General features: G+C 35.2%; 18 protein-coding genes. 6 read left to right on the forward strand and 12 right to left on the reverse strand.

Annotation, left to right across the window (positions count from 1 at the left end; genetic code table 11):
* Positions 1 to 18: 18 nt before the first annotated feature.
* Entirely contained in the window at positions 19 to 756 is a 738-nt protein-coding gene (locus YN1551_RS07375; protein WP_012713691.1) for a hypothetical protein, read from the forward strand.
* On the opposite strand, the gene YN1551_RS07380 is transcribed toward YN1551_RS07375, so the two are convergent.
* From YN1551_RS07380 to YN1551_RS07400, 5 genes are all read right to left on the reverse strand, one after another.
* Positions 695 to 1522 carry a hypothetical protein gene (locus YN1551_RS07380; protein WP_012713690.1) on the reverse strand — a complete coding sequence of 276 codons (828 nt, stop codon included), beginning with the start codon at positions 1520 to 1522 and terminating at the stop codon, positions 695 to 697. The two genes, YN1551_RS07375 and YN1551_RS07380, sit on opposite strands and share 62 nt — an antisense overlap.
* A gap of 37 nt (positions 1523 to 1559) precedes the next feature.
* Positions 1560 to 1886 carry a hypothetical protein gene (locus tag YN1551_RS07385; protein ID WP_009992286.1) on the reverse strand — a complete coding sequence of 109 codons (327 nt, stop codon included), beginning with the start codon at positions 1884 to 1886 and terminating at the stop codon, positions 1560 to 1562.
* A 189-nt stretch (positions 1887 to 2075) separates the two neighbouring features.
* Positions 2076 to 2816, reverse strand: a complete 741-nt coding sequence (locus YN1551_RS07390) for a hypothetical protein (RefSeq protein WP_012713689.1) — start codon at positions 2814 to 2816, stop codon at positions 2076 to 2078.
* 84 nt (positions 2817 to 2900) lie between these two features.
* The gene (locus YN1551_RS07395) at positions 2901 to 3971 is read right to left on the reverse strand and encodes an ATP-NAD kinase family protein (RefSeq protein ID WP_012716160.1); all 1071 of its coding nucleotides are present in this window, start codon (positions 3969 to 3971) and stop codon (positions 2901 to 2903) included.
* On the reverse strand, positions 3965 to 4585 hold the full coding sequence (locus tag YN1551_RS07400) for a DUF4443 domain-containing protein (protein ID WP_012717477.1): 621 nt from the start codon (positions 4583 to 4585) through the stop codon (positions 3965 to 3967). Before YN1551_RS07400 ends, YN1551_RS07395 begins: the two co-directional genes overlap by 7 nt.
* A gap of 31 nt (positions 4586 to 4616) precedes the next feature.
* Here YN1551_RS07400 and argF point away from each other — a divergent pair, with 31 nt between their 5' ends.
* Positions 4617 to 5540 carry an ornithine carbamoyltransferase gene (gene argF, locus YN1551_RS07405; RefSeq protein ID WP_012717478.1) on the forward strand — a complete coding sequence of 308 codons (924 nt, stop codon included), beginning with the start codon at positions 4617 to 4619 and terminating at the stop codon, positions 5538 to 5540.
* Here the strand turns inward: argF and YN1551_RS07410 are convergent.
* From YN1551_RS07410 to thrC, 5 genes are read right to left on the reverse strand one after another with little or no spacing between them, the layout of a single operon-like run.
* Positions 5533 to 6759: an Nre family DNA repair protein gene (locus YN1551_RS07410; protein WP_012717479.1), complete on the reverse strand. Its 1227-nt coding sequence runs from the start codon at positions 6757 to 6759 to the stop codon at positions 5533 to 5535. The genes argF and YN1551_RS07410 overlap by 8 nt on opposite strands.
* Positions 6722 to 7381: a PHP-associated domain-containing protein gene (locus tag YN1551_RS07415; RefSeq protein ID WP_012713687.1), complete on the reverse strand. Its 660-nt coding sequence runs from the start codon at positions 7379 to 7381 to the stop codon at positions 6722 to 6724. The genes YN1551_RS07410 and YN1551_RS07415 overlap by 38 nt, the downstream gene beginning before the upstream one ends.
* Positions 7381 to 8433, reverse strand: coding sequence for an aspartate-semialdehyde dehydrogenase (asd, locus tag YN1551_RS07420; protein ID WP_012716158.1), 1053 nt, complete (start codon positions 8431 to 8433; stop codon positions 7381 to 7383). Before asd ends, YN1551_RS07415 begins: the two co-directional genes overlap by 1 nt.
* Positions 8426 to 9766 carry an aspartate kinase gene (locus YN1551_RS07425; RefSeq protein ID WP_012717480.1) on the reverse strand — a complete coding sequence of 447 codons (1341 nt, stop codon included), beginning with the start codon at positions 9764 to 9766 and terminating at the stop codon, positions 8426 to 8428. The genes asd and YN1551_RS07425 overlap by 8 nt, the downstream gene beginning before the upstream one ends.
* A complete protein-coding gene (gene thrC / locus YN1551_RS07430) occupies positions 9750 to 10940 on the reverse strand; it encodes a threonine synthase (protein WP_012717481.1) in 1191 nt (396 codons plus the stop codon). The genes YN1551_RS07425 and thrC overlap by 17 nt, the downstream gene beginning before the upstream one ends.
* Before the next feature lie 93 nt (positions 10941 to 11033).
* Here thrC and YN1551_RS07435 point away from each other — a divergent pair, with 93 nt between their 5' ends.
* On the forward strand, positions 11034 to 12479 hold the full coding sequence (locus YN1551_RS07435; RefSeq protein ID WP_012717482.1) for a UbiD family decarboxylase: 1446 nt from the start codon (positions 11034 to 11036) through the stop codon (positions 12477 to 12479).
* Here the strand turns inward: YN1551_RS07435 and YN1551_RS07440 are convergent.
* Positions 12454 to 12735 (reverse strand): hypothetical protein, encoded by a 282-nt coding sequence (locus YN1551_RS07440; protein ID WP_012711343.1) that lies wholly within the window; start codon positions 12733 to 12735, stop codon positions 12454 to 12456. The genes YN1551_RS07435 and YN1551_RS07440 overlap by 26 nt on opposite strands.
* Positions 12736 to 12816: 81 nt before the next feature.
* Here YN1551_RS07440 and cdvB1/B2 point away from each other — a divergent pair, with 81 nt between their 5' ends.
* Positions 12817 to 13482 (forward strand): cell division protein CdvB1/B2, encoded by a 666-nt coding sequence (gene cdvB1/B2, locus YN1551_RS07445; RefSeq protein WP_009992298.1) that lies wholly within the window; start codon positions 12817 to 12819, stop codon positions 13480 to 13482.
* Between the two features lie 76 nt (positions 13483 to 13558).
* Positions 13559 to 15961: a pyruvate, water dikinase gene (gene ppsA, locus YN1551_RS07450; protein ID WP_048052309.1), complete on the forward strand. Its 2403-nt coding sequence runs from the start codon at positions 13559 to 13561 to the stop codon at positions 15959 to 15961.
* A 252-nt stretch (positions 15962 to 16213) separates the two neighbouring features.
* On the opposite strand, the gene YN1551_RS07455 is transcribed toward ppsA, so the two are convergent.
* Complete coding sequence (locus tag YN1551_RS07455; protein ID WP_012711339.1) at positions 16214 to 17293, reverse strand: inositol-3-phosphate synthase; 1080 nt, start codon at positions 17291 to 17293, stop codon at positions 16214 to 16216.
* Between the two features lie 93 nt (positions 17294 to 17386).
* Here YN1551_RS07455 and YN1551_RS07460 point away from each other — a divergent pair, with 93 nt between their 5' ends.
* A complete protein-coding gene (locus YN1551_RS07460) occupies positions 17387 to 17659 on the forward strand; it encodes an acylphosphatase (RefSeq protein ID WP_012711338.1) in 273 nt (90 codons plus the stop codon).
* Positions 17660 to 17674 lie beyond the last annotated feature (15 nt).

The following is a 17674-nucleotide window of genomic DNA, read 5'->3' on the forward strand; positions in this document are numbered from 1 at the left end:
AATCCATTCTTCTCTAATATGATGTGCGAAAGATGTAACAAAAGAGATGCTATAAACGTAGTAGGAGGAAGAAGATTATGTAGCATATGCAGCAAAGACGAGATAGGTAAGAGAATTAAGAGGGAACTTTACCCAAGAAAGATAATAGTACATAATGACAAAATCTTATTTGCTTATCCCTCTTATCTAAGCTTTATTCAAGAAATTCTAAGAAATATAATAAATAAAATTTACACTAGATTTAATTTACAGTATTACGAAATTACTTTAGAACCACAAAACTCTATCCTAGATGATATATGGAACTTAATCATAAAAAGTAAACAGTTTTCGGAAAAAAATGGAATAAATAAAATCTTTTTACCTTTTACAGCTGACCTCTTGATGGCCTACTTAGTATACTCAATAACAAATCAAGATTATACTTATATCCAAATGATAGGATTGGAATACAAAGTCAATAATATTTCATTTCTAATTCCATTTTATAACACCTCCTTATATGAATTACAAGGTTTCATAAATAATGAATCTAATGCAATAGTGACAAAGGATGAAATTTTTAATGAAATTCTAACATGGGAAAGGGACATGTTAAAAGAAAATTACGAACTATTCCACGCTTTCCATAATTCCAAAAAATTACTTGAAATAGGAAGAAAAGATTACAGATGCGAGGGTTGTGGAGGAATGATTAACTCCCCGGTAAAATACTGCGCGAGATGCTCTCTAATTTACTCTTCTCCTCCTTATTGAGAATGACTTCAAAATATATTTGCCCTTGACTAGGTCTAAATCTAGATGGCGGAATAGGTCCCTCTGAAGTATAGTAGAAGAAACCCGATTTTAAGATCTCGTTAAATCCATCCTTATCCATTCTTAAGAAATCTTGTAATATATCAATTACATGTATGATATTTTTTAGTTCCTTCATGCTTAACGTATAACCGCAAATCCTACAAGTTAAATCTGGCATTACCGAATCAAATTCACATCTAGGACATTTAATAGGAGATCTTAAGACGTTTGCTAACATTGACCAAGTAACTCGTAACAGATCAATTAAATCCTTTTTATTTCTCTTCAAGCATTCTTTATACAGCTTATCCATTATGGGAATTAAACCACCTTTACCATAAGTTACTATAAACTCTAATTGGTCTTCACTAAGTTTCTCTATATCATATAAACGCAAGAGTTTATATGATATAATTTCCATTAATCTGTCTCCCATAGCTCTAAGCCTATTAATTATCGTAGATACTTTAGGCTTCGTTTTCACTTCTCCTACCGCCATGGCAAAGGGCTCTCTTAACACCTCCTTCAGATCCTCTCTTGAAAGGTTTAAATAGGAAATTCCTAACGCGTTAACTACCTCATCCAAATATTCATCCAAAACCTTATCTGCATCTACGTACTTCTCAGATTTTTTACTACTGGAAGATTTTTTCTTCTTCATGCCCTCTTTACTATTCTTCTCACTAGCGATTTTTTCTTCCTCATTTTTCTTACGTCTTGGCACTCTACTTATAATTTAGAAACCTATTTTATATAAAACTTTAAGTCATTAACGCTAAATCTTGAAAATCCATTGGTAACATTTTCTTCTTATTAACAATTTCTTGATACTTGTTATCTAAGAATGAAATAAATATTGGACAAGTCTCATATTTACCATCGCGCTGACATTTATCACCCAATGTGAGAAAGCACTTAGTATTCTTCTTATCATAATAAGGACATAACTTGTAGTAAGTTTTAGCGCTTTTTATCATGCGTTCTATCCATTGTTTCTTGTGATCCTTTTTTTCTGCCTCTTTTTCGGCCTTTGCCAACGCCTTATTTATCTCATCTTCAGACATTTTCACTGATTTATTAGTTGACATAAATTCTCCCTCCTACTTGCTATAACTTCTAGTACAAAGATTAAATAGATTACTACTACTACTGATCTGCTCCTATTATAAGAGTATTAAAATGAATGGTTTGTATAATCTTGATCTTTCTTTCAACATACTTATAATTTAACGTACATATAGTAGTAGTAATTATAATGCCAAAAGGAGAAGGGAAAGTTAACAAGAAGACAGTTTCTCTTTTAGAGTTTTTGAAAGGCCTATTCTGACTCCCATTTTAGGATCTTGATATACGTAAAGGAGCCTTTTAATTTGTAAGTTCTTGAGTACTCTAAATAGCCAACTAGTATCAGCTTTCATTTCTTCTTGAAGCTGGTCAAGGTAGATGTAAGTTGTCCCCCACTCCTTATACTTGTTTAATAAATAACTTAGTATTTCTTTTTCATCATCAACAAGTTTATCCAAAATCTCCTTTATACAATCCGTTGGATTAGCCTTTTGTTGTTTTTTGTTTTCATTACTGGTTTTTCCGTCAATAAACCACAAAACTTCTTGTGCTTTTTTGTCATCTCTTTTCTCAACTTTGTTGTTTTTTGTTTGGTAAACTTTTTCACCCTCTAGTACTTGCTTAGCAAGTAATAAGTACTCTTTGAATTTAGAATTGTTTTGTGATTCAATAATATCTCTAGCTATGTTTTCTCCTCTCCTACTTAAGTGCCATCTTCCTCCTTCTTGATAAACTAAACCTTTCTTCTTCCAATAACTGAGATAACTACTTATGTATTTAGTTTCGTAACCTAAATTAGTCGCAATTTCAGCTGTTCTTAATGGTCTGGCGTAGAGGAGGAGTAGTATTGCCTCAACCAATTTGGATCTAGGCGACTCCTTACTTGTTTTCTCCTCCTCGCTTATCTGCTGCGCTATAGCCTCTATATCATCTCTTTGATAGTCCTCACTCATCTTATTATATTAGGCATTATAACTTAAAATACAAGCTAAAATCCCGACTGGGATTATTCAGTTAATTTTTCATTTCAGTACTACTCATTGGCAAGTTTTAATAGCGTAGAATTTGTTGTAACCTACTATGACGTTGTAGACACCAGAAAAGAGTTTATCTAAATTCTCATTCCCCGTATCGATTCTAAAACAGTTAATGGTGTAAAGCTTAGAAAGAGTAGACACTACTATAAGATCATCCTTTTTTACCTTTCTTAAGAACATTGGCCCTAATTCTTGATTTCCTCTTCCGATTAGAAACCCTTGTTTGCCTATTGGGGTAAGCAATATTTTTAACTCCCCGGTTAAATTGATTAAATCAAAATAGCTGACGTTTTCTTTTATTAATTTCTTTCCTCTAACTATATCAATGCCTAAAAATGGAGTGTTGATCTTTAGTTTCCTTTCTATATATTTTACAGTACTCCCAGGACCCATAATATAGGTTATATTGTCATCCATGTTATCTATTATATAATCTGCGATTTCCTCTAGTTCATCCTCGCTATATTGTGTCTCCTCTTTACTTGGGGTTAATAAACTATTACTGCTTATGGTTAGGGCTATATAATATAATTTGACAGAATACGTTCCTTTTCTATATGCCTCCTCATTAACATCTAGAATTTCTTCCCTCACGATTTTTGCTTCATCATGTAAAAATTTTGTTAACAGTATCGCTGCGGCCTCGGGCGTATTAGCGAAAACTCCGCTGTGCATTTTTACGCCAGCGGGAACTCCTAAAATTGGTATTTGCGCTCCTTGAAGTCCCTCAAATACATCCCTTGCTGTTCCATCCCCACCAACAAATACAATAATATCTACCCCTCTTCTTACAAACTCTTTTACAGAATCAATTGTATCATATCTGGTAGTTTTTTCCTTTTCACCTATAGGTATTGTCTCATATTTCAATTTTGTTTTAATAAAATATATTTCTCCCATTTTTAACTTTGGTGTTACATAGATAGTATCTTCTGGGGCTTTGACCAAAAATCTGGCAACTCTACTTGGTATTTCAGGGTTCTCGAGATATAATTCATCACTACCTTTCCTTCCTATTCTTCCACCTGCACCAGCATATGGATTCACAAGAAATCCAATTTTCTTCAACATTTCTTTAACACCTTAAGTATGAAGGCCAAGGTCAGATTTCCTAGATGTTCTTTATTAGGAACTAGAAATATAATAAGATCGTTAGGACCACAATTCTCACAATTTTCCTTAATTTCTTCCAATAACCCTTTGAGTGACATCTCCTCTGTCTTAGGTGGAATCTCTATTTTTCCTTCTTCCGTATGAACGCACACCAATACTTTTTCCGCACCTAATCTTATTATTTCATCTCTTAGATGCAAAACTGGAATCTTTTTTAATAATTCCGCACCTCCCCTTATGATAAGCATTGATGAGTTCCAACCTAATGATTTCAAAGTAACATTTTTTATATTGGATGTGTTTTTAATACATGAGACTATTTTATTCCCTTCTTCTGTGAGAGTATTTCCTCCTACTGGATCTGTCTGAATTAGTTTCATTTCTCTTAATCTTTTTAGTAATGTTTTTATAGATGCTTCTGATAATCCCGTTTTTTTCATCAATAATATCCTTCCTACTGGCTGTAATTGGCTTATGTAAAATAAGCTCATTATAACATGTCCTTCATCAAATTTAGGCTTATTGCCTTGTCTGGTTTCCACAGCTTTGGTAAGTACAATCTGGATATCCATATTTAAATATGTGATAAGATAGATTAAAATTATGTTTAGAGGAAGAAGCTTGTTGTGTCTGCTTGATTTTGAAACACATGAAATAGAGAGAATGTTAGATGTTTCATTTATAATGAAAAATTACGTTTATCATAATAACGTTCCAAGTTCGTTAAGTGGTAAGAGAGTCGCATTACTTTTCGAGAAGCCAAGTACTAGGACTAGGGTTAGTACTGAATTAGCAGTATCAATGTTAGGTGGAATTCCAATTGTTCTTAATAAGCAAGATTTGCAATGGTCTAGAGGCGAACCCATCGAAGACACTGGAAGGGTTTTAGGCAGAGTTGTTAATGGGATAGGGGCCCGAGTACTAAATCACTTAACCCTAGTTAAACTAAAGGAATCATCTGGAGTTCCGGTATTTAATTTATTAAGCGATCTTTCTCATCCCCTGCAAGCATTAGCGGACTTAATGACCATTAGGGAAAGGTTTGGTAATAATCTAATTAAAATAGCGTTTGTTGGTGACGGAACTGATAATGTATTGCTAAGCCTAATGGCAATTGTGGCTAAATTAGGATTGGAGTTACATATCGCGACTCCTAAAGAACTTAAGCCTAGAGAAGATTTGTTTAAGATAATAAGTGAGATTGCAGATGATACGGGTAGCGTTATAGAGTTTCATGAGGATCCATATGATGCTGTTAGGGGTGTGCATGTAGTCTATACTGATGTTTGGGTTAGTATGGGACAAGAGAATATTGCTGAACAGAAGAAGAAACTATTGCAGAACTATAGGGTTACTTCAGACTTAATGAAGTATGCGGTTAAGGATGCTATATTTATGCATTGTTTGCCAGCTAATAGGGGAGAGGAAGTAGAGCTTGAGGTAATAGACGGACCTAAGAGTGCCGTCTGGGATCAGGCTGAGAATAGATTATATACAGCAATGGCAGTGTTTTCATTATTTATTTAAAGAAATCGTAAATAGATTTTTGCTTGATTAGACCCTTTATCGTACGTAACTTAAATAAGTTTATTTTAACCTTTAATTTTTTATTTACTTCAGATATGGCTTGATCCAGATTGTCATATTTTCCTATTCTATTTTTCATAGCATTCCTCACAGTTTCTCTAATGTGCCAATTTCCAACTGGTGCAAAGTACTCTTCTGTTATTTCCCTAATGATTATAACTCCCGCTTGTCTCTTTACTTCCTCTAAATGTTCTAGCACCGCTAATCTTGCAGCCATGTATCCTCCATCTAAGTATTCATACTCTCCCCAGAAATTCTCCTTTAGTTCCGAAATTGTGAGATCTTGAGACCACAAACTTAGTGGATGCCATATTTCTATCCATATTGAACTAAACTTTGATGGATAAAGTACAACATAGAAGTAGTTGCCTAAATATGAGCCGTGGTACACTTCTATCTCATTTACCTCGTTATAGTTTATTATTTTGCTATATAGAAATTTACCAACTGTGCTGTCAACTGCAGTTATTGCCCATCTAGTTGGTACGAATCTTCTGTTCTTTTTCTTGCCTAGAAGTCCAAACGATAATGCGTGCATTATCTTATAATAATCTACATTATACCTATACAGTTCTAAGATCGCTTCTGCAGATTTTACATCATCAAAGATTAGCTTATCCAATTTAGTTGGGATTTTAGGATTATCAATAACCTTTATTTCCTCTGCAATTCCTCCTGGTCCTCTCGGTAAAATTATTCCGTCAAACTTTAATTTCGCCTCTAATGTTTTTAATTTTGCCTCAGATACTACTGGATTATCTGAAATTATTGCTAATGGTATTTCTGTATTGTAATATTCAGTAGCTTTCTCAACCTTAACTGTAGTTATACTCGAGATTAATGAGGATCTCAACTTTATTATATCCCCTAGATTTACCTTTCCCCACCATTCCTTAACGTTCTCATATTTTCTAGCATCTTCCCCATATACTGAGGGTGGAATATTTATGATTAGTGAAACTTTAGGATATCCTTTCTCTCCAACTATTCCACTAGGAGGAGTAGAACCTTCAACCAGTTTAAATGAGGTATCTATTTTAATTTTCTGAAGACTACTAACCATACCTCTAAATCTCTCCATTATTGGACAATACGGTAACCCACAGAGATTCTTATGTCCCTTACACTTGATGCATAGCTCTGCTGGAATTTTGTGCATTTCTTATTTTCCTCTCAATATACCATTGTAAAATGGAAAATTTAGCTCTAAATGATAATCCATTGATTATATTTCTTATTTTCCCTCTCCTTAAGTTATCTAGGATATCGTCTAAGTTAAACTCCATTACCTCATATAAATCATTATATGCGGAACCTATTGCTTGAATTACGTGAGCGTCACTATTTGAAACTCCAGCTAAATTCAGCTTTATGGATACTTCTTTAGCCTTATTATTAGCCATTTTAGGAGCCTTGGAGTTATAAATTTCAATTAAATCAAATTTATATTCAAATACCTTATTACCTATTCCTTTTCTAAAAATATCGAAAGGATGTGAGGGAAATATTAAGCAAGAGTTCTCCTTAGCGTAGTCTACTAATTCAGCTATTCTGTTAGGTGGAGATGGTGGGAAATTACACAATATTACAACGTGCCCATATTCAGTAGTAACTTCTTGTCCAAGGATCACTTTTTCTTCCTTTACGCTGTTTAAACCTAAAGAAGTATCGTGATCTGTAATCGCCACGTATATATTTCTAGCTCTAGCATAGGCAATTATATCTTTAGGGAAATATTTTCCATCGCTATATCTCGAATGTACATGGAGATCAAAAAACATTAGAAGTAACCTAATTCTTTCATAACTTCTAATGTTAAAATCGTTATTCCAGCAGCGCCTCTCACTAGATTATCTCCAAGAACAACTAATCGTAACACATTTCCTTCGAACTTTACTCTACCTACTGTCACTGCCATTCCGTCGTAATATTGTAAGTCTCTAGCTGGTTGAGGTCTATCCTCATCTTTAAATAAAATAATTGGTTTCTTAGGTGCGGTAGGCAAGTTCTTATGTTGAGGTAATGACGCGAAACCATCTAACGCTTTTTGAACTTCTTTTTCATCCACATTATCGTTAGTTACAATATTAATTACACCCATATGTCCAACTTTTACAGGGACCCTGGTAGTGGTTGGATGAATTTCTAAGCTAGAAGATTTTAGTTTTCCAGCTTCGAACTTTCCTAACATTTTATTTATTTCCTTGGGAATTTTCTCCTCTTCCCCTTTAATCCAAGGTACAACATTGCCATCTATTGCCATAAATGGTAAACCGCTATAGCCAGCTCCGCTTACTGCTTGTAAAGTTACTATATACACAGCGTTAATTTTGATTAATCTTTCTAAGGGTTTAATTGGCATAGAAAGTATTGCCGCAGTACAGTTAGGATTTTTGACTAATAGTCCATTCCAGTTTTTATTACTTTTTTGATATTTTAGTAGCTCTAAATGCTCCCAATTTACTTCTGGATTGATCAATGGCACATCTGGATCCATTCTAAACGGTGATGCATTAGATACTACTATTTTTCCTTGTTTTACTAACTTTAATTCAACATCCTCTGCTAGTTCATTAGGTAATGCTGAAAGAACAACATCAACATCTTTATGATCTTCGTACTCAGTGGAGACTATTGGTAATTCAGCTATGTTTTCCGGAATATCTCCGGGTTCAATCCATTTTACAGATTCTTTGTATTTTTTACCAATCTTTTGGGGTGATGCACTAACTTTCACTAATTCTATATAGGGATGTTTTGAAAGCATCCTTACCATTTTTTGCCCTACCATTCCGGTAGAGCCTAGTAACGAAACTTTTATCTTATCAGCCACTTACGATCACCTTATGCAACTCTTTTGCTAATTTTTCTCCTTCTTCCTTATTAACTATAAAGGTCATGCTTACGTTAGATATTCCCCTAGAGATAGCTAACGGATCATAACTTGAGGCTATTGAAAGAACCTTAGTAGAGATCTCCTTCTTCTTTATTCCACATCCTACTATACCTACGATATTAACATCATTTACCTCGATATCCTTTACCAAAGTTCCCTTTAATTCTTCTAATTTCGATAACAGTCTATTTGCAGAGAGTGAATCAACAACGAGTTGTATTGTGGTCTCACTAGCTGGTTGAGAAATTGATATTATGTTAACTCCAGCCTCCTTCGCTTCATTTGTTATTCTTGCCGCAGATCCTATTTTTCCAACGATTTTAGTACTCTCAACTGTTATCAATTTTGCGTTATCCAAGAGTGATATTCCTTTAAGTCCATCATTATTTTCACATTCTCCATTAATCATGGTAAATCCATCTTCATATAATGACTCAACTATTACCTTCATATCACTTCCAAAGACTGGATCAAAAGTTCTAGGATGTAACCTTTTTGCTCCTAACTGTGAGAGTTCTATAGCTTCTTCCAACGAGAGTCTAGTTATCGTTTTAGCATTTTCGAATTTTTTAGGATCTCCTGTCATTATCCCGGGAACCTCGGTAACTAGTCTAACTTCTCTTAATCCAATTAGTTTACCTAGTAAGGTTGCAGTATAATCGCTACCACCCCTTCCCAAAGTGGTGTATCTCCCCTCTTTTGTTCTCCCTATAAAACCTGGAAGGACTATCACGTTAGCTTTCACATTTTCTAATATACTCATGATTTCCTTTTTAGATAGATCCCCAATTACGTTAGCTTCACCGTAATTTTCATCAGTTATAAATGGAGGAGTAATCACACCTTCAGCTTCAATTCCGTTACTTCTCAATATTGCTGAAAGGAGTAAGGTAGCCATTCTCTCTCCAAATGAAAGTATGTAGTCTCTAACTCTAGGGGTTACTTCGTCTAATACTCTTATAGACCAAGCTACTCTGAACAGTTCATCACTCAGCCTAGATATATCCTTAAATGAGTTCTCGAATTCCTTGCCATCTGCCAATTTTGATAACAGTTTTATATGCCTTTCATAGATTTCAGTTACAATATTTGGAGAGTTATCAGTATTCAAAGTTGCACTTATTAACTCGTTAGTAACGTTTTTAATAGCTGATGTTACTACTATGATCTTATCAGATTTCTTTGAAAAATCTTGTATCTTCTTTACGATAAGTTCATAATCTTTTTCATCTTTTTGTATTGATCCACCTATTTTAACTATTAGAGCCATTTATCTCACCTAGGATAATTTTTCCCATATGTAGAGGATTAACTAATATTCTCTTAGCTTCAGCTTTGGTCATACTATCGGGATCTTTTAATGAATGTCCTGTTAGGATTAAAACTGTTTTTTCATCTTTATCTACTACCTTTTCATTTATTGCCTTAATGTAACCAGCTAAGGCAGCTGCTGAAGCAGGCTCAGCTCCTATGCCCTCTTTTCTAGCTAGGGTCTTCTGTGCGTCTAATATTTCAGAATCAGATACTGCTATTGCGGTTCCATTGGATTCTCTTATTGCTTTCATCGCTTTTTGCCAATTTACTGGTTTTCCTATTCTTATTGCAGTAGCTACAGTATCTGGATTTTCTACGAAATCTGGAGAATCTTTGCCTTTGACTATTGCAGTAGCTATTGGTGATGCTCCCTCAGCTTGGATTCCAATCATTCTGGGAATAGTATTTATCACTCCAGTTTTAACTAGCTCATTAAATCCCTTCCATATTGCGTAAATATTGCCTGCATTGCCTACTGGGACTATCACATTATCTGGAACTCCTAGTTCTTCCGCTATCTCAAATGCTATTGTCTTCTGTCCTTCTAATCTCCATGGGTTAAAAGAATTTAATGGATATACTACTTTTAAATCCTTATATAACCTCATTACCGCATCCATAGCAACGTCAAAACTTCCATCAACCTCTAAAATAACTGAGCCATAAAGTATTGACTGAGCTAATTTACCTAATGCTACCTTACCTTTAGGTAAGACGATAAAGCTCTTTATACCTGCTCTTGCAGCATAAGCAGCTGCGGAAGCTGCAGTGTTTCCAGTAGATGCTGCTATTACGGTTTTGTAGTTTAAGCTTACTGCAGAACTAACTGCTACTGTCATTCCTCTATCCTTAAAACTTCCAGTAGGATTAAGTCCTTCGAATTTAAAATAAAGATTATCATTTATATTTGAGGATCTTATTAGCGGGGTATTTCCTTCATTTATACTTACAATATTTTTATATTTGCCTGCTATCAGTTCTTTGTATCTCCAAACTCCTCTTCCTCTCAATTTGCTGAAAGAGAAGTCCTTTGGTGGTTCCACTATAATTTCCAATAGTCCTCCACATCTTGGACATAATATCTGATCTTGATCTATTTCCGTTTCATATCCACAACTTAAGCACTTCATTATTCCGCTTAGTGTGTTTCCAACAACAATTCACCAGCTGTTTAAAGTGGTTTGTTCTGCAAAATATAAGCTTTGTTGAAGTATAATAATCACATGGCGTTCAAAGATCTTAGAGACTATATAGAATTTATGAAAAAGAGAAATAAGCTAATTGAAGTTGATGAGGAAGTAAGCGTCGATTTAGAAATAACTGAAATCACAAGAAAAGCAACTTATGCTCATTTACCCCCTCTTTTATTCAAAAGGATTAAAAATTATGAGAATTGGAAAATAATCTCCAATATTTTCTATTCAATTGAAAGCTTTTACGAGATTCTTGGAACGAATAAACTAGAATCAATATCGGAAGGATTTCTATCAAATTTGTCCAACATGCCTATCACATTTTTTGATAAAATAAAATCACTTAGGGAAATTTTAGGACTAGGAAAAGTAATGCCTAAAGCTAAGACACCTAGTTTTAAAGAGGAAAAGAATTTAGATCTGGCTAAGATTCCTGCAATAAAAACCTGGCCTAAAGATGCCGGAAGATACCTTACCTTTTCCATAACAATAACAAAGGACCCAGAGACAGATGTTCATAATCTTAGCGTTTATAGAATTCAAATTCTAAACGAAAAGGAGGCTATAATTCATTGGCAAGCCTTTAAAAGAGGCGCGCTTACTGCTAAAAGATATTTAGAAAAAGGCACTACCAAGATACCTATTGCCATAGTAACCGGAGTGGATCCTGCTATAGCATTTACAGCAGCTTCTCCAGTCCCTCATGGAATAGATAAGTATATGTTTGCGGGAATCTTGAGAGGTGAGGGAGTTGATGTAACTGAACTAGATGATAAGTTGCTAGTACCGAGTCATTCAGAAGTAGTTTTAACTGGTTATGTTGACTTGAATGACATGCGTCTAGAGGGTCCCTTTGGAGATCATATGGGTTATTACACACCAGCAGATTACTATCCAGTTTTCAAATTGGAAAAAGTATACATTAGAGAAGACCCCATATTTCACGTAACATCAGTAGGCAAACCACCACTTGAGGATGCTTGGATAGGTAAGGCTGTAGAAAGGATATTCTTACCTTTTGCCAAGATGCTAGTTCCAGAACTTGTCGACATGAATCTACCAGAATATGGCCTATTTACTGGGATTGGTATATTCTCTATAAAGAAATATTACCCTGGCCAGGCCAAGAGAGTTATGATGGCTCTATGGGGTACTGGTCAGCTAAGCCTTTTAAAGACTATAATAATTGTTGATCAAGATATAGACGTTCATGATATTAATCAAGTTATTTACGCTATTGCAGCTAATGTAGACCCTAAACGTGATGTTTGGGTAATAGAAAATGCACTTACGGACTCATTGGACCCTAGTGTTCAATTTCCACCATTAGGTAGTAAACTAGGTATAGACGCTACTAGGAAGTTTAAAGAAGAAATGGGAAAAGAATGGCCAGAAGAGGTTAGGTCAGACGAGGGAGTGGCTAAAAAAGCAGATGAAATAATAAATAAAATTATAAAGAGATATCAAACCTCCTAACCATCATCGTATCTCTATATATTATTGAAACCTCACTTATATCTTCTAACTTAGTCTCTATTTCCAATGATTCGTTTTTTCTTAATTCTTTATTCACCTTTACACTATCTGTAATTGCCTTAAGCCCAACTTTATCGTCTATCATATTTACAGTGATATTATATTTTAGAATTATTTCTAAAATTTGTACCGGATACTCTAAATTACTAGTTATTTTAAGGATTCTCCCTGTTAATTTCACTACGAAAGGATTCATATATGAATATAGTTTTTTCGAGTATTATGCCTTATCGTACTTAAAAAGCGTAGACTATCAAAGATGTAGATTAGAGCCGAAATGGCCTCAAGTAAAGTGGAAGATTTCGTAAAGAATTGGGGAGGTAAACAAGAGCCAAGTATTGGTGAAAGAATAAAGAATGCGTTCAAGCCACAGCAACCACTAAGGTATAGATTAGTAATGGCAAACTACAGATTAAGGACAATGGTAAGTCGTCTTGACGTTTACATTTCAAGATTACAAGAGAGAGATAGGACTCTATTCGAAAAGGTCGTAGAATCTCAGATGTCAAAGGATACGGCAAGAGCAGCTATGTATGCTAATGAAATAGCTGAGATTAGGAAGATTTCCAGGCAGCTAATTACTACACAAATTGCCCTAGAGCAAGTACAACTCAGGTTAGAGACGATAACTGAGCTTGGAGATGTATTTAACAGCCTAATACCAGTACTTGGTGTTATAAAAGAGCTAAGAAATGCGATGAAAGGAGTTATGCCAGAGATAAGTTTGGAGCTAGCAGAATTAGAGGAGGGATTACAAGAGGTAGTAATAGAAGCAGGGGACTTTACTGGTGCGCCAGCCAACTATGGTGCTTCAAGCCCAGAGGCAAGGAAGATATTAGAAGAAGCTTCTGTTGTTGCTGAACAGAGAATGAAAGAGAAGTTCCCAGAATTGCCAAGCTTCGTTACCTCTACTCAGAAAGTATCTAATCAAGAGCAGAAATAATATCTGATTCATAGATTTTTTCCTAAGATTTATACGGTAAAATAGTTTTTTAAGGTTTGGATTGGTAATATATATATTGGGGAGTTTCCTTTTGGTTGAGGCAATTAGTAGTGAAGAAGACCTCATTCTCGACGTAAGTCAAGTCACTAAGGATATGGTACAATTAGCTGGAGGCAAAGGCGCAAACCTTGGGGAGTTAACGAGCATTGGAGTTAGAGTACCTCCAGCCTTTGTACTTACTTCTAAAGCTTTTAAATATTTTCTTGAATACAACAACCTTTTTGACAAAATTAGAGAGACTTTAAATAGTTGTGAAACCTCCGAGGAGGCTAGTGAAAAAATAAAACAATTGATAAAGAATGCTAAGATTCCAGAGAAATTGAGTAGCATGATATATCAGGCCTATGATGAATTAAGTAAAAAAGTTGGAAAAGAAATCTTAGTAGCTGTAAGGTCTTCAGCTACTGCAGAGGACATTGAGACGGTCAGTTTTGCTGGACAGCAAGATACTTACCTTAATGTTACTAAGGACGAACTTATTGATAGAATTAAGGATGTATGGGCTAGTCTCTATAACGCAAGGGCTATAGAATATAGAAAGAGTAAAGGTATAGATGACTTATCAGTACTTATAGCTGTAGTTGTTCAAAAAATGGTTAATTCAAGATCTGCTGGAGTAATGTTTACTCTACATCCAGTTACTGGAGATGAAAAGTATATCATGATAGAATCTAATTGGGGTTTAGGAGAAAGTGTAGTTGGCGGTAAGGTCACCCCAGATGAGGTTTTAATAGAAAAGTCTACCTTAAGAATTGCAGAAAAAAAGGTTTCTAATAAGAATATTAAAATCGTATATGATAAACAACTTAAGAAGAACGTTACCATTACCTTAGATGAAAAGGAATCTAGAGCAATGAGTATAACAGACGAAGAGGCAATAGAACTAGCAAAACTAGCACTTAAGATTGAAGAGCATTACAAGAGGCCAATGGATATTGAGTGGGCTATCGATAATGATCTAAGTTTCCCTGAGAATATCTTCATAGTTCAAGCTAGGCCGGAAACTTTCTGGTCTTCTAAAAGGAAAGAAACTAAGAGTGCTGTGGAAAAGAGTTCTGCTTCTGTAAGTGGCAAAGTATTAGTTAGGGGGCTTGCAGCTTCTCCGGGTATAGCTTTTGGTAAGGCAAAAATTATACTCGACATTAAAGATCCTAAAATTCATGAGTTTAAGAAGGGTGACATCTTAGTTACGAAAATGACAGATCCGGATTGGGTACCGTTAATGAAGATAGCTGGGGCAATAATAACAGATGAGGGAGGAATGACGAGTCATGCTGCTATTGTATCCAGAGAGCTGGGAATTCCAGCTATAGTTGGTAGTAGAGAAGCAACTAAGGTAATACAAGATAATCAAGAGATCACTGTAGATGCAATTAGGGGTATTGTGTATGAGGGTAAGGTAATTCAAGCAACTGAGACTGTATCTCAACAAGCTCAACCATCAACTGGAATTCAAGGAATAAGTAGGGAAGTCCTATTGAGTCTTTATCCAGTTACTGCAACTAAAATCTACATGAACTTGGGTGAACCTGACGTTATAGACAAGTATTTGGATCTTCCCTTTGATGGAATAGGCCTTATGAGAATTGAGTTTATTGTAAGTGAGTGGGTTAGGTATCATCCACTTTATCTAATAAAAATAGGTAATGCAGAATTACTTGTGGATAAGTTAGCTGAGGGTATAGCCAAAGTAGCAAGTGCAATATATCCTAGGCCAGTTGTTGTCAGATTTTCAGATTTCAAAACTAATGAATATAAGAAATTGATTGGTGGAGAGGAGTTTGAACCAGATGAGAGGAATCCAATGATAGGTTGGAGAGGAGTATCCAGATATGTAAGCAAAGAGTACGAACCAGCATTTAGGCTAGAGGTTAAGGCTATACGCAAAGTTAGGGAGGAGATGGGACTTAAGAACGTATGGGTAATGTTTCCCTTTGTCAGAACTACATGGGAACTAGAAAATGCAATAAAAATAATGGAGGAGGAAGGTTTAAGAAGAGATTCAGATTTCAAGGTATGGATAATGGCAGAAGTCCCCTCAGTTGTTGTTCTTGCAGAGGAGTTTGCGAAGATAGTTGATGGATTCAGCATAGGTAGTAACGATTTAGCACAATTAACTTTAGGTGTTGACAGGGATTCCGAGTTACTAGCGAGGATGGGATATTATGATGAGAGAGATCCAGCTGTTTTGGAGTCCATAAGAAAGCTAATCAGAGCTGCTCATAAGTATGGCAAAACTGTCTCAATATGCGGACAAGCACCTAGTGTTTATCCAGCAGTTGTTGAATATTTGGTCAAAGCTGGAATAGATAGTATTAGTGTAAATCCAGATGCAGTTATTAATGTTAGGAGGCAAGTAGCTTCTATCGAGCAACAAATTATACTTAGAAACCTTATGGAAAAAAGGAAGAACAAGTAGATAATTTTTAATTATTTTTTATTATAACAATTTTTACATATTCTTCTAGCACCATCGAAATACGCTGTACATTCTTCACAAACCGTATTTCCGCAGATTTCACATGAGCCTATTGACAAGTGTTTTTGACAAAGTTTGCATAGACTCATTTCACAAACTTTACAAATTCCTTTATCTGTTACGTAATCATTACTACACACTTGCCTTCCACATAAATTACACGTAAAAAATGAGATGTTCTCTTCACAGATTTCACATTTCAATGAACTCTTTAAACCATCTATAGGCTTCTTCGTCGTCTTTAGCCTGAATTGGTGGGTGTTTAAAGTAAAATGCAGATACTTTTTCAAGTGGACCACCTATCTTTCTATCCAAGGCAACCTTAACTGCCCTTATAACATCTACTAATACTGCGGCACAGTTAGCTTTATCATCAACCTCTAAGGAAGCTTCTACTTTAATTGGCATACCTGCAAACGCACTTCCTTTTACGTAAATGTAGGCTACTTTCGTATTTCCTAAAAATGGCACATAATCGCTAGGCCCTATCCTTATTTTTCCCTCGCTTTTTATCACCTCTCCGTTATCTAGTGTGCTAGTTACTGCTTCTGTTTTGCTTATTCTTTTAGATATTAGCCTTTCTTCTGTCTTCATGTTCAGAAAGTCTGTATTCCCGCCCACGTTTAATTGATAAGTTTCCTCAACTTTTACCCCTCTCAGTCTGAAGAGTGAAGTAATTGACCTATGGAATATGGTAGCCCCTAATTGACTCTTAATATCATCACCTGCTAATGGCAAGTTTTTCTCTTTGAATTTATTAGGAAAGTAACCTGAAGGATCACTAGCAATAAACACGGGTATTGCGTTTATAAACGCAGTCCTTGCCATTAGTGCTATATTTGCATATGTCCTCGTCGCATTTTCACTTCCAACAGGCAATAAATTAAGTAGAATTTCTGTTTTGCTAGCTTTTAATTCGTCTAATGCTTTTTCCAATGTGCCATCATAAGTAGGATTAAAAACGTTAGTCATATGTTGGGCTACACCATCAAGAACGGGTCCCGCACTTACTTTTACGCCTTTCTTCTCCATATTCACTATCTTTGGTGTAATATTTGGAGGCTGAAATATGGCCTCTGCAAGATCCTTTCCTATTTTATTTTTTGAAACGTCGAATGCTGCTACAATCTCTATATCGGTAATTTTATAACCCCCAATTATCGGAGTAATTAATCCCTCATAATAATTATCGCCTTTTGACTTATAATATTCTATTCCTTGAATTAACATTGATGCGCAATTACCTAAGCCAGCTATTGCTACTCGAATCATCAACTTTAAGTTAAATAACTAGATAAAATATGTTGTGATGAAAGGGAAAAAACAGATCTGTGAAGAAGTGGAGCGACACTGAGGTGTTTAAAAATGCTAAAGCGCATGTACGCTCGCGTGTATGGGCTAGTGCAAGGTGTTGGTTTTAGAAAATTTGTCCAAATTCACGCTATAAGGTTAGGTATAAAGGGATATGCTAAGAATTTACCCGATGGTTCGGTAGAAGTGGTTGCAGAAGGTTATGAGGAAGCGTTAAGTAAATTATTGGAACGTATTAAGCAAGGTCCACCAGCAGCTGAAGTAGAGAAGGTAGATTTCTCGTTTAGTGAATATAAGGGAGAATTTGAGGATTTCGAAACATACTAAAAGTTTATAAGGTAA

The sequence above is a fragment of the Sulfolobus islandicus Y.N.15.51 genome (assembly GCF_000022485.1).
In the GTDB taxonomy this organism is placed as follows: Archaea; Thermoproteota; Thermoprotei_A; order Sulfolobales; family Sulfolobaceae; genus Saccharolobus; species Saccharolobus islandicus.